This is a genomic window from Thalassospira sp. (assembly GCF_002709775.1).
GTDB lineage: Bacteria > Pseudomonadota > Alphaproteobacteria > Rhodospirillales > Thalassospiraceae > Thalassospira.
The window spans coordinates 87,563-99,327 of the sequence record NZ_PAQR01000007.1 but is presented as its reverse complement, the minus strand read 5'-3'; the positions used below and the strand labels follow the sequence as shown (position 1 = coordinate 99,327).

General features: G+C 54.7%; 12 protein-coding genes and 1 tRNA gene. 7 read left to right on the top strand and 6 right to left on the bottom strand.

Going from position 1 to position 11,765, the window contains the following annotated elements; all coding sequences use genetic code 11:
- Window position 1: 1 nt before the first annotated feature.
- The 4 genes from ehuA to CMO10_RS03560 all read left to right on the top strand — a co-directional run bounded on the left by ehuA (window position 2) and on the right by CMO10_RS03560 (window position 3,860).
- Window positions 2-817, top strand: coding sequence for an ectoine/hydroxyectoine ABC transporter ATP-binding protein EhuA (gene ehuA / locus CMO10_RS03575; protein WP_297018902.1), 816 nt, complete (start codon window positions 2-4; stop codon window positions 815-817).
- Window positions 818-1,046: 229 nt separating this feature from the next.
- A complete protein-coding gene (locus CMO10_RS03570) occupies window positions 1,047-1,958 on the top strand; it encodes a DMT family transporter (RefSeq protein WP_297018901.1) in 912 nt (303 codons plus the stop codon).
- Window positions 1,959-2,099: 141 nt separating this feature from the next.
- Window positions 2,100-3,128 carry a DMT family transporter gene (locus CMO10_RS03565; RefSeq protein ID WP_297018900.1) on the top strand — a complete coding sequence of 343 codons (1,029 nt, stop codon included), beginning with the start codon at window positions 2,100-2,102 and terminating at the stop codon, window positions 3,126-3,128.
- Window positions 3,129-3,263: 135 nt separating this feature from the next.
- A complete protein-coding gene (locus tag CMO10_RS03560) occupies window positions 3,264-3,860 on the top strand; it encodes a hypothetical protein (RefSeq protein ID WP_297018899.1) in 597 nt (198 codons plus the stop codon).
- Window positions 3,861-4,270: 410 nt separating this feature from the next.
- Here CMO10_RS03560 and CMO10_RS03555 read toward each other — a convergent pair whose 3' ends face one another.
- Window positions 4,271-5,158: an SDR family oxidoreductase gene (locus tag CMO10_RS03555; protein ID WP_297018898.1), complete on the bottom strand. Its 888-nt coding sequence runs from the start codon at window positions 5,156-5,158 to the stop codon at window positions 4,271-4,273.
- Between the two features lie 141 nt (window positions 5,159-5,299).
- Here CMO10_RS03555 and CMO10_RS03550 point away from each other — a divergent pair, with 141 nt between their 5' ends.
- Entirely contained in the window at window positions 5,300-6,232 is a 933-nt protein-coding gene (locus CMO10_RS03550) for an AraC family transcriptional regulator (protein WP_297018897.1), read from the top strand.
- Window position 6,233: 1 nt separating this feature from the next.
- Here the strand turns inward: CMO10_RS03550 and CMO10_RS03545 are convergent, their stop codons facing one another.
- Together CMO10_RS03545 and CMO10_RS03540 are read right to left on the bottom strand one after the other, a co-directional pair.
- Complete coding sequence (locus CMO10_RS03545; RefSeq protein WP_297018896.1) at window positions 6,234-6,692, bottom strand: GNAT family N-acetyltransferase; 459 nt, start codon at window positions 6,690-6,692, stop codon at window positions 6,234-6,236.
- On the bottom strand, window positions 6,689-7,999 hold the full coding sequence (locus CMO10_RS03540) for a diguanylate cyclase domain-containing protein (protein WP_297018895.1): 1,311 nt from the start codon (window positions 7,997-7,999) through the stop codon (window positions 6,689-6,691). The genes CMO10_RS03545 and CMO10_RS03540 overlap by 4 nt, the downstream gene beginning before the upstream one ends.
- Window positions 8,000-8,087: 88 nt before the next feature.
- Between CMO10_RS03540 and CMO10_RS03535 the strand changes: the two genes are divergently transcribed.
- Window positions 8,088-8,345, top strand: a complete 258-nt coding sequence (locus tag CMO10_RS03535) for a type II toxin-antitoxin system HicB family antitoxin (protein WP_297018894.1) — start codon at window positions 8,088-8,090, stop codon at window positions 8,343-8,345.
- A gap of 50 nt (window positions 8,346-8,395) precedes the next feature.
- Complete coding sequence (locus CMO10_RS03530; protein WP_297018893.1) at window positions 8,396-9,160, top strand: hypothetical protein; 765 nt, start codon at window positions 8,396-8,398, stop codon at window positions 9,158-9,160.
- A 273-nt stretch (window positions 9,161-9,433) separates the two neighbouring features.
- Here the strand turns inward: CMO10_RS03530 and CMO10_RS03525 are convergent.
- From CMO10_RS03525 to tenA, 3 genes are all read right to left on the bottom strand, one after another.
- Window positions 9,434-9,510: transfer RNA gene (locus tag CMO10_RS03525), tRNA-Met, on the bottom strand.
- A 170-nt stretch (window positions 9,511-9,680) separates the two neighbouring features.
- The gene (gene mnmA, locus CMO10_RS03520; RefSeq protein WP_297018892.1) at window positions 9,681-10,826 is read right to left on the bottom strand and encodes a tRNA 2-thiouridine(34) synthase MnmA; all 1,146 of its coding nucleotides are present in this window, start codon (window positions 10,824-10,826) and stop codon (window positions 9,681-9,683) included.
- 117 nt (window positions 10,827-10,943) lie between these two features.
- Window positions 10,944-11,648, bottom strand: a complete 705-nt coding sequence (gene tenA / locus CMO10_RS03515; protein ID WP_297018891.1) for a thiaminase II — start codon at window positions 11,646-11,648, stop codon at window positions 10,944-10,946.
- Window positions 11,649-11,765: the final 117 nt, after the last annotated feature.

Sequence of the window (11,765 nt, the reverse complement as noted above, 5' to 3'; positions counted from 1 at the left end):
CTTGGATACGCAAAGCCAATATCCGCTTCGACTTGAAGGGGAAAATGTGCCGATGGTGCAGTTTCGCAATGTCAGCAAACGTTATGGCGGGCTTACCGTGCTTGAAGGCCTTGACCTTGATATTGCCGAGGGCGAAATGGTCAGCATCATCGGCCCTTCTGGATCGGGCAAGACAACGGTTTTGCGGGTATTGATGACGCTTGAAACCATCGAGGACGGGGTGATTTATATTGATGGGGAACCGCTGACCCATATGCCCAGGAACGGCAAACTCGTCCCGGCCAATCAGCAACATGTGCGCAGCATCCGCAAGGATATCGGCATGTGTTTTCAGCACTTCAATCTGTTTCCGCACATGACCGCGCTCGAAAACTGTATGGAAGGCCCGGTGCAATCCCTTGGCCTTGGCAAGGCCGAGGCCCGTGACCGCGCGCTTGAACTGCTTGATATGGTGGGTGTTGCCGACAAACGCGATCAACATCCCGCCCGTCTGTCGGGTGGGCAGCAACAACGCGTTGCCATCGCACGTGCACTGGCCATGCGCCCCAAGGTCATGCTGTTTGACGAAGTCACCTCTGCCCTTGATCCCGAAGTCATCGGCGAGGTAACCAACGTCATCCGCAAACTGGTCAGCGACCATAAACTGACCATGCTGATGGTGCCCCATCAGATGGGTTTCGCCCGCGATATTTCCGATCGCATCTGCTTCTTTTATGGTGGCAAGATCGAGGAACAGGGCACGCCGACCGAAGTCTTTGAAAACCCGCAACGCGAACGTACGCAACAGTTCCTGAGTGCGGTTAGCGAGGCAAAATAACGCAACCGGGCAGAATTGATCATCGGCAAACTCGCCCGCAAGAATGTGAAAAACAGCGCAAGAAAGTGAAAGCCGCGCGACGCTGATTGTGGCTTATTGGCGTTACCGGATATGCCCCACATATTCGGGATTCCCTGATTGGTCCCCGCGCGCCACCAACCCGCGTGACCAGATTTACGTCACCCTTCGTGCCACCGAATGCCTTGCACGTGCTGTTTTGAAAGCCCCGATGATGACAGCCCTTTTATTCGTGATCGTCACCGCCTGCTGGGGTTTTACCTGGTATGCGATCAAACTTCAGATCGGACCGATCCCGGTCGAAATTTCGATCTTCTATCGCTTTGCGCTGGCAGCAGCCGTTCTTTGCGGCTTCCTGTTGCTGACCCGGAAATGGCGCCCGGTGCCGTGGCGGGCACATCCATGGATCGTGCTTCTGGGTTGCGGGCTGTTTGGCATCAACTTTATCCTGATGTATTCGGCAACCGGCTATATCGCGAGTGGCATTGTTGCGGTGATCTTCACCACCTCGACCATATTCAATGCGCTGGGCAACTGGGCCTTTTATGGCAACCGTCCGGGCTTGCGCTTTGTCTTTGGCGCGGCATTCGGGCTGGGCGGGATTGCCTGCCTGTTTGCCAATCAGATCTATGCCCTGTCGCACAATCCACATGCAATCACCGGCATGATATTCGCCCTGTGCGGCACGGCGGTATTTAGCTGCGGCAACATGGTTTCGGTCAAGCTGCATGCCATGGGCATTCCCAACCGTGATGCGGTTGCGCACGGCATGATCTATGGCACGGTGCTTCTATTCATCTTTGCCATGTTCAAGGGCCAGACACCGGTCATGCCGACCGATCCGATCTATATCGGCGGATTGCTCTATCTCGCCATTCCGGGCTCGGTCGTGGCCTTCATCGCCTATCTCGCACTCGTCAACCGGGTGGGTGCGGGACGCGCGGCCTATGTCACTGTGCTATTCCCGGTGGTCGCCCTTACCGTCTCAACCTTCCTTGAAGGCTATGTCTGGACACCGATTGGCGCGACTGGCCTTGCCATGGTGCTACTTGGCAACATCACGATCTTTGCCAAGCTGCCGAAATTCATTGGTGCGAGGAATAAAGACCTCATCGCAGAATGATACATCCAATTGTCTGATGATTAAGCGGGGCCAATGTCGCCCCGCTTTTTTTGTATCCACGTTCAAGTCCGAAACTGGCGAGCAGCTTTTGCGCGAGGAGCCTAACCTTCGTCCGTCACCAACTGATGGATGGAGCCTGCGATGTTGCCCCACGAAAACACCACACGCCTGTTATCGCTTGAGAACGAGATTGCCATACGTCCGGCAGGTCGCGGGATTGAGGCCCCTCCCCGTTCCCGGGCGCGCTCTACCCACACCTCGCGGCCGAATGCACCTGCCCCGCTGATGGATCGCACCAGTTGGGTGATGCTGATTTCGCTATCTGTTCTGTGGGGCGGATCGTTCTTCTTTACCGAAATCGCGCTGGTCGATTTGCCTCCGCTAACCCTTGTGCTGTGCCGGGTGTCGATTGCCGCCATCGTGTTGTGGTGGGTGGTGTTGCTGCGTGATATCCCGATCCCGCGGGACCCGAAATTCTGGGGCGCGATTGCTGTGATGGGGGCACTCAACAACCTTGTGCCGTTTTGCCTGATTGTCTGGAGCCAGACGCACATCACAAGCGGCCTTGCCGCGATCCTCAATGCCACCACCCCGCTTTTCACTCTGTTGATCGCCCATATCGCAACGGACAGCGAAAAGCTGAGACCGCGCAAAGCCATCGGCGTTCTGATCGGATTTGGTGGCGTCATCCTGATTTTCGGCGTGCCGACATCTGGCACAGAGTTTGGGCTGCTTGCCCCGGCGGCGGTTCTGTTGGCCGCATTCAGCTATGGCTGTGCCGGCGTATTTGGCCGTCGCTTTGCCGAAACCCCACCGATCCTGACGGCGGCCGGAATGACAAGTGCCTCAAGCCTGATGTTGCTGCCGCTTTCAATCATGATTGATCAGCCCTGGCACCTGCCCGTTCCGACGACCGCCACCATCCTTGCCGTTCTGGGCTTTGCGACGCTCAGCACAGCACTTGCCTATATCCTCTATTTCGCCATCCTCAAACGGGCGGGCGCAAGCAACCTGCTGCTGGTGACCTTCCTGATCCCGGTCAGTGCGATCTTGCTGGGTGTGGGATTTCTCGACGAGATCCTGATGGCGCAGCACATCATCGGCATGGTCGTCATCGGAGTTGGGTTGGTCATCATTGACGGGCGATTGCTGAGCAAACGATATAACTGACCGATATGCATTTATTTCAGAAAACAGACCTAAATGTGACAACTGTCACAGCCGACCTCAGGCGAATTGAGTACCAGTTTTACGTGCTTTATGGGACAACAGCACTCTTTTAGATTATCCTGACAGGGGATTGGGATGACCACCAAAACGTCTTTTCTAAAACTTGCGATAACGTGTTGCACTGCGCTTTTCCTGGCTGCATGCGCTCAAAATAAACCAGCTGCCCCTCTTAGCGGGGTTTCATCGGTTACGATGGTCAATATAGATGACGACCATTATAAGAAGTTGTCTGAAAACTATAAGGGCGAGCAAACGTTTGAAGTACGCACAGTCAGTTCCGAAGGAGGCGATGCCTGGACCGCAGCACCGGAAATTACCGGAGCAACATGTGAGGTGAAACACGAGTATTTCACCGCATCGGTGGTCACACCACATGCCATTCGGGTGCCGCTTTATGGAAGCCAAACTCGGGAATTTACTGTTACTTGCAAGAAGAATGGCTTCCAACAATCTGTCCAGATCATTGGTCCGTTCAATGTAAGCCAGGCAAACCGAACCAGTTCCGGTGCTCAGGTCGGATTGCTGGGGCTTCTTGTTGCTGAAATGATCAACCAGGCATCAGACCCGGAAGATGACCAATTCGAATATCTGCCTTCGGCTGTCAAGCTTGTCCCAGTTCTTACACCAGATGAAGAACTGGCCGAAGAAAGCCAGGTAGTGGCCAAACAATAACGTTCGTAGAATTAGTCCGCCGTTGACAAAAGGACCGGAAACTTCCGGTCCTTTTGTGCGTCAATCTGAGCATTGCCGAAGGCTTGCAGGTTGAAGCCAAACGGGTTCGGCACCGATGATATTGATGAGGGCCTGACAGCCTGGATTGAGCGCAGAACGCCCTACTACACCGCAACCGGAAAATGACAAAGGAGAGAACGCGCAAAGCCATCGGCATTCTGATCGGTTTTGGCGGCGTCATCGTGATTTTTGGGGTACCGACGTATGACACAGAGTTTGGCCTGCTTGCCCCGCCATCGGGGTTGTGTTGATTGTGATTGACGGGCGGGTTTTGTCCAGCCTTGGCCATCATCAGCAGCGAACACTCCGATGATAAGGAAGGCCGGAGCTTTCCGGCCTTCCTTATTGCGTCATTCATCAAAGTATCCGGCGTTTTGCATATCCTCGATCAGGCCGATTTCACGCGGCACCCAACCAAGTGCTTGCTGGGTTCTCCCGCTTGATGCGCAGCAATCGATGGCCGCGAAATGGCTGAACCAACCGAAATAGTCCTCGGCCTGCTCAAGCGTCATGGACTTGAACGGAACATCAAGTCCGACACTGATCGCATGGGCGATATCGGCGAATGCGACACCTTCCTCCGCCACGGCATGATAAGCGGTTTGGCTGGCGTTATCTTCGATGGCGAGGCGATAGGCCCGTGCCGCATCAAAGCGATGTACTGCAGGCCAAAGGTTCTCGCCATCTTCGATACAGGCGGCAAATCCCTTTTCCCGTGCCAGGTTGATCAGAAGCGGAACAAAGCCATGATCTCCCGCCCCATGCACTGACGGCGGCAACCGCATAACCGAGACATTCACGCCATCTGCTGCTATTTCAGCTGCCGCCTCGTCTGAAGCCTTGCGCGGGATATCTCCGCTGACCGTATCGCTTTCAACCAAGGGCCGATCAGCACGCAGAAGCGCGATACCCGATGTCACAATCATCGGGCGATCCGATCCGGCCAGAACCGCCCCCATAGCCCTGATCACGCGGCGATCCTTTTCGCAATTTTCGACATAGCGGGAAAAATCATGATCAAAGGCAGTATGGATCACCGCATCACAGGACGCCGCCCCGCTTTGAAGTTTCCCCACATCTTCAAGATCACCGTGAAAGGCAGTCGCCCCGAGTGCGGCAAGCTTTTCGGCCCCCGCATCGGAACGCGTCAGACCCAATACCGAATGCCCGTGATCAAGAAGTTCCTGCACCACGGCTGATCCGACAAACCCCGTCGCACCTGTTACAAACACACGCATCGTCACTCCGTCCTTACATCACATCTGGAAAAAACCAGAACACATCATGTTCCCGTCCCAAGCACGATATCGCTTGCGATCTGGACGATCTATGCGTATCAGTCCAATATATATTCTCATTCGTCCACAAACAGGCAGCCAATGGATCCGCTTTCCGACATCCTCGCCCTTCTCCGCCCGGAAAACTACCTTTCGGCCGGGTTCGACATCGGCGCGCCCTGGGCGATCCAGTTTCCCGATCAGGGGCAAAACATCAAAACGGCTGCAGTGGTAAAAGGGGACTGCTGGATTTCGGTTGAGGGCGTGACGGAGCCGGTGCACCTGCAAACTGGAGACTGCGTCCTACTGCCTCATGGCAAGGCGTTCTTGATGGCAAGCGACCTTGATGTCGCACCACTGCAAGCAGGCACAACCTTCAAACCTGCCGGGTTTGGCACCATCAAAACACTTAATGGCGGCGGGGATTGCGTGGTGGCAAGCAGCCGATTTGGGCTGCAAGGGCCGCAGGCCGACTTGTTGCTTGCGATGTTGCCGCCGCTTGTGGTTATCCGCAATCGGGATGAAAGCAACGAACTGCGCCACTGCATCGAACGCACCATGGCCGAAATGCGCAAAAACGATCCGGGCAGCAAACTGGTTTTGCAGCATCTGGCACATATGATGCTGATCCAGGTCTTGCGCATGTACATGAATGATGATGCCAAGGGGGTTGGCTGGTTTTTTGCCCTTGCCGACCCGCAAATCAGCAAAGCGATATCAGCAATCCATGCCGATCCCGCACAAAACTGGACGGTTGAGACCCTTGCACGATGTTCGGGCATGTCGCGGTCCGCATTTGCCGCCCGTTTTAAGGACAAGGTCGGACAAAGCCCGATGGCCTATCTGACCCAATGGCGCATGATGCTGGCGGGTGAAAAGCTGCTGCATTCCCGAGAGCCACTTTCACAAATCTCGCTGTCACTGGGCTATGAGTCTGAAAGCTCCTTCAGCACAGCATTCAAACGGGTGATGGGTTGTGCCCCGCGTGGCTATGGCAAGGAAGCGCAAAACACTCCCTCACGTAGCCTCTCATAATTCAATCCCCAAGCATCCGCTCGTAAACCACCCAGTTCGAGGCATCTGTGATCTGATCATACAGCCTGCGGGCGGTTGCATTGTCTTCGGCGGTGATCCAGGTGAGTTTGAACCATCCCTGGTCGCGGGCGATATCGCAAAGCTTTGTCATCAGGGCCTGTGCCACACCAGCACCGCGGGCCTCGGATGCGACGAAAAGATCGTCAAGATGGCCGAACCAGCTACCGGTTAGGGTTTCGGGCACCGCACGGTATTGCGCAAGGCCGACGACCTGCCCGTCCTTGACGGCCAGCAGGCATTCCATGGGGCCGTCAGGATCGCTGATCCAGCCCCAAGTGGTGTCGAGTGCGGTTTCAGAAACAGCACAGCCATAAAACACCATATAGTCGCGAAACAGAGTTTCCCAGGCATCACGATCATCGCGGGTGGCGGGGCGTATTTCGATGTTATCGGTCCTCACTCTGCCATCTCCCAACCGATGTGATAAAGGTTCGTGCCCTCTGCCTTAGCGGCATACATTGCCTGATCGGCGATATGGATCAGGGTATCAAGCGTTCTGGCATGTTCGGGATAAATCGCGATGCCAAGGCTGGCACCGACGCGATAGCTGCCCTCGCCCAATTCCATCGGCTCGGCGATTGCGCCAAGAATCTTGTCTGCAATGCCATGGACCTCGGCATCGGTTTCAAGGTCCTCGAGAATGACGGTAAATTCATCCCCACCGATGCGCGCCACGGTATCAGAGGCCCGGACGGAATTCATCAAGCGCTGCCCGGTATTGATCAGAATGTGATCACCCGCGACATGGCCAAGCTCATCATTGATCTGCTTGAACCCGTCAAGATCCATAAACACCACCGCAACGCGCTTTTTGTTGCGCTTCGCACGGTCCATCGCCTTGCGCAGACGGTCTTCAAAAATGATCCGGTTTGGCAAGCGGGTCAGCGGGTCATGGAAGGCAAGGTCACGGATTTGATCGGTTTCGGCGCGTTCCTCGGTAATGTCGCGCACAACCCCCATCATCTTGATGGTTTGGCCCGCCTCGTTCTTGGTGACATTGCCGGTTTCACGCAGCCAGCGGATGGTGCCATCCGGCCAAACCACGCGGTATTCCTCGTCATGGTTTTCGCCGGTTTCAATGCAGCGGATTTCACCTGCGCGGACGTGCTCCTTGTCATCGGGATGCACGGCATCACAAAACAGCGAATAAGTCGGCGTGACCTCGCCCGGTTTATAGCCAAACATGCCATAAATCGCGTCCGACCAGTAAAGCTCGTCGGTATCAATGCGCCAGTCCCAGGTCCCGATGCGCGCGAAATACTGGCTTTGCTTGAAGCGTTGTTCTTCCTCGGTCGCACCCGGCCGAATACGCGAGAGATCGCGGATAATCAGAACGGTTTCACTCCGGTCACTTGGCGCCAAAAGCGTCACGGTAACCGGGAAAATCGAGCCGTCCGCACGAACGGCGTCGGCCCGGTATTCGATTTGCGCCAATGCGTCGCCAGCGCCGGGAAAGCCCCGTAGCAGATCGGCGAGGTTCCGACCCGAAACCTCCCGGCCAAACATCGCTTTGGCGGCTGCGTTGAGACGCTTAACAGAACCATCCGCACCAAGCGTCACAATACCGTCGGAAATCATCGCCATCACGGCATCAGACAGGTCCTGACGCGCAGTTTCCTGTCTGTGCAAACGGGCCGCATAGCCCACCGCAACAACGGCAACGACGGCAAGAAACAGGGAAATAAACAAATAAACGGCGTCGGGCATCGGTGGGCGCGGGCTTCCCAAACAGAGGGGTTTCTCAGACTATATCTATACGTTGGTAGGATGGGAAGCGAGCAAAACGATAACAGAATTGCTGGAACTGGAAGCAGAGCCCCTTAACTTTCGCGTCGAACGCATGCAGGCCGACCGTAAAAACATCCTAACACACTCAACGACCATAGAACTTGCAGATGGAGCCGTCTGTATTGTCGCAATCACCGTGACCATTTCAGGAAAAACGCACAGGATAAACCTCACGATTAATGCCAATCTGATCAATTTGATCGAAGCGAAAGGCGCTTTTGCGGTTAAGACACAGAAAGCGAAAAGGCCCCTTTCACGATTATAAATAGAACTGTAAATATGTAATACACACAAATATATTTTTGGACTTTAACCATGAAAGACAAGCAACTTCATGCGTTGGTTTTACTTCTTTGCGGTTGGCTCACGGGCATAGTTAGCTCACTAATTTTTTTACCGTCACTGTCCATAGTATCTGATGGATGGGGAAGCATTTTAGGATCAGCAATTGGTGTGTTTGGTGCATTCTTCGCTGCTCATCTAAGCTTCCAATGGCAAGAAGATGCAGCACATACAAAAGCAATGAAACCTTTTCACCAGCGCTTTGCGCTCGCAATCGAAAAAGCTCCTGTTGCGTTGGAGAGACTAAAAGAACTTCAGCCCCAGCTTGAAAACCTAGGAAACAAACTGACTCTGAGCAACGAGTTAAGACCCGAGGAGCGTTTTCCAGAACATGACGAGGGCCTTACAAGGGAAGAGCTAGAGCAGCGCAAACGTATTAGTGAGAACAATGAGGATCTAAAAATCGCATTCAGTCTCGTTGACACAAAACGCGCACAAGAAGTTATCGAGAGAACTCAAGAGATCGCTGCTCACTTTGGTTGGTTAAAAGACAATTTTCAGGCGACACTGTCACCAGATCAACTCCGACTTGTGAAGTTAATCCACTCAAACGCTGAGTCTACTGCAGGATGCCTTTTGCAATCGGTATCCTGCATACAAAATGACTTCGTTTACATCAGAGAGAACAAATTTCGTGCGGGCGAGGAAAAACTCTATCTAATTGATAACTCGCGGACAGCCCTCAGCAAGCTGAAAGCAGTTTGCAACGCGCTAGATGACCTAAAAGAAATCAATTAGTTAATACGCCCAATCAGCAACTGGCCTTTTCTCTTCTATGGAGGTCAGGCAGTCTTCATAGAACTGATATAAGCAATTGGCACGAAAGGAATTGTAAAAACCAGCCTTTGGGCTGCTTTTTATCCTTGGGCTTTGCCCGGCGGACCATCGCCCGATGAGCGATGTCTCTCGAAAGCTGCGTGCCTCGCTTTCTCGCGAACCAGGGGCTCAAGCCCTCTCCTGCCGCGTAGAAATGAAACAAGCCCTGCATCAGGGATGCAGGGCTTATTTAATTGGTAGCGGAGGAGGGACTTGAACCCCCGACACGCGGATTATGATTCCGCTGCTCTAACCAGCTGAGCTACTCCGCCACAAGCAATTTTGTGGTGTTCCGTACGGTGCGGAACGAGGCGGTTTTTAAGTCAGGGAGCCGTCCCCGTCAAGCGCCTTTTTGACGATTTTGTCAAAAAAGATTTCCGCAAATCCGCCAAACAAAACCGACGGGCGAGGATCATCTGCCCTCGCCCGTGGCATTCGGTGATCAGGCAGCGCTTGCGGTGTTGCTGATCAGTTCTTCACGCGTGATCCAGCCACCACCAAGGACGCGTTCGCCCTGATAGAACACCCCGGCCTGCCCCGGTGCGATGCCAAACTGGGCATCGTGCAGTTCAATGCGGGCTTCGCCGGATGCTTCGGGGTAGACGGTTGCGGTCGTCGGCTGCATGGCCGAGCGCAGTTTGACTTCGACCTCAACCCCGTTTTCATCAATCCCGTCACCATCAAGCCAGTTGAGCTCGCGGACATAGACCAGTTTTTTGGCAAGTGCGGCTTTCGGGCCAACAATCACCTGACGTTTTTCCGGCGAGAGTTTGACGACATAAAGCGGTTCTGCCGTGCCACCGATATTAAGCCCACGGCGCTGCCCGACCGTGTAATGGATAAGCCCACGATGATCGCCGAGCACATTGCCATCAAGATCAACGATCTCGCCCGGTTCGCCCGCCTCGGGACGGAGGCGTTCGACCAGACGGGCATATTTGCCATCCGGGACAAAGCAGATATCCTGACTGTCGGGCTTGTCGGCAACTTCAAGGCCGTATTTGGCAGCAAGCGCGCGGGTTTCCGCCTTGCTCATCAAATGGCCCAGCGGGAAGCGCAGGAAATCGAGCTGTTCCTGGGTTGTGGTGAACAGGAAGTAGCTTTGATCGCGGTTGGGATCGGCCGCACGGTGCAGTTCAGCGCGACCATTGGCACCCAGTTTCCGCTGCACATAATGGCCGGTCGCCATGCAATCAGCGCCCAGGTCATAGGACGTTTCAAGCAGATCGCGGAACTTGACGGTCTGGTTGCATTTCACGCAGGGGATCGGGGTTTCGCCGCGCATGTAGCTGTCGGCAAAATCATCGATCACTTCTTCGCGGAAGCGTGATTCGTAATCGAGCACGTAATAGGGAATGTCGATATCCTCGGCCACCTTGCGCGCATCATAAATATCGCGCCCGGCACAACAGGATTTCGCACGGGTCGGGGCATTGGCCCCCATATCATAAAGCTGAAGCGTGATGCCCACCACGTCATAGCCTTCTGATTTCAGAAGGGCTGCAACGGCAGAGCTATCAACCCCGCCCGACATGGCGACAACCACGCGGGTATCTTCCGGGGCTTTATCAAAGCCAAGAGAGTTCATTTTTCCCACCCATCTGCGGGTCAAGGCCGCAGCGACAAGAAGTTAATCCAAAAAGCTAACGGGCGGCATTTCCGCCACCCGCACGTCGTCTTTCGAGCTTATATAGGCGATATTGGCCTATTTTGCCAGATCAAGTCCCATCTGCCAAAAATCGGCTTCAAGGCGGCTTGCCATCGTAAAGGTCTCGACCAGCCCTTCAAGGCGGCGATGACCGCCACGGGTTGCGGATGTATGTTCAAGCAACTCGATCTCGGCCTTTGCCACGTCCTGGAATTCTTCGGACGCATACATTTCAATCCATGCCCGGTACGGATTGCCGTCAAGCCTTGTATCAGAACTTGCCATCAGGCGGTTTGCGATTTCGGCATAGCCCACCATACAGGGCATCAGGGCCACCTGCAGGTCGACCACATCGCCCTGATGGCCACGATCAAGCACATAGCGGGTATAGGCGATACATGCGCGCGCCTCTGGCTGGGCGACGATATCGGCCTCGGAAAGGCCCCAGCCTTTGCAGAAGTCGAGATGCAGGCTCATTTCCATATCAAGGATGGCGTGCACGGTGCCGGAAAACTGGCGCATGGCGTGAAGGTCTTCGGCCTTATAGACCGCCAGCGCATAGGCACGCGAAAACTGGATCAGGAACAGGTAATCCTGAATAAGGTAATGCTTGAACGCAGCTTCGGGCAGCGTGCCATTGCCAAGCTGCTTGACGAAGTCATGGCAGACATAGCTTTGCCAGGCTTCGGGCGCGCAGGTGCGCAATTTGCCAAACAGGCTGTCGGCCGGGATGATGTCGGTGAAGGTGGCGGCTTTGCTCATGGTTGTCACGTCCCTAGTTTATTTATATCTTCGCGCAAACAAAAACGGACCAGCCCGCATGTGCAGGCTGGTCCGGTATTTCGTGATCAGGGTGCAGGCCGTCTGGCGCACATCACG

Excerpts from the sequence above, each read along its gene's own strand:
- CMO10_RS03570 (WP_297018901.1), top strand. The coding sequence starts at position 1,047 with ATGATGACAGCCCTTTTATTCGTGATCGTCACCGCCTGCTGGGGTTTT.
- CMO10_RS03565 (WP_297018900.1), top strand. The coding sequence starts at position 2,100 with ATGTTGCCCCACGAAAACACCACACGCCTGTTATCGCTTGAGAACGAG.
- CMO10_RS03560 (WP_297018899.1), top strand. The coding sequence starts at position 3,264 with ATGACCACCAAAACGTCTTTTCTAAAACTTGCGATAACGTGTTGCACT.
- CMO10_RS03555 (WP_297018898.1), bottom strand. The coding sequence starts at position 5,158 with ATGCGTGTGTTTGTAACAGGTGCGACGGGGTTTGTCGGATCAGCCGTG.
- CMO10_RS03550 (WP_297018897.1), top strand. The coding sequence starts at position 5,300 with ATGGATCCGCTTTCCGACATCCTCGCCCTTCTCCGCCCGGAAAACTAC.
- CMO10_RS03540 (WP_297018895.1), bottom strand. The coding sequence starts at position 7,999 with ATGCCCGACGCCGTTTATTTGTTTATTTCCCTGTTTCTTGCCGTCGTT.
- CMO10_RS03530 (WP_297018893.1), top strand. The coding sequence starts at position 8,396 with ATGAAAGACAAGCAACTTCATGCGTTGGTTTTACTTCTTTGCGGTTGG.
- mnmA (WP_297018892.1), bottom strand. The coding sequence starts at position 10,826 with ATGAACTCTCTTGGCTTTGATAAAGCCCCGGAAGATACCCGCGTGGTT.
- tenA (WP_297018891.1), bottom strand. The coding sequence starts at position 11,648 with ATGAGCAAAGCCGCCACCTTCACCGACATCATCCCGGCCGACAGCCTG.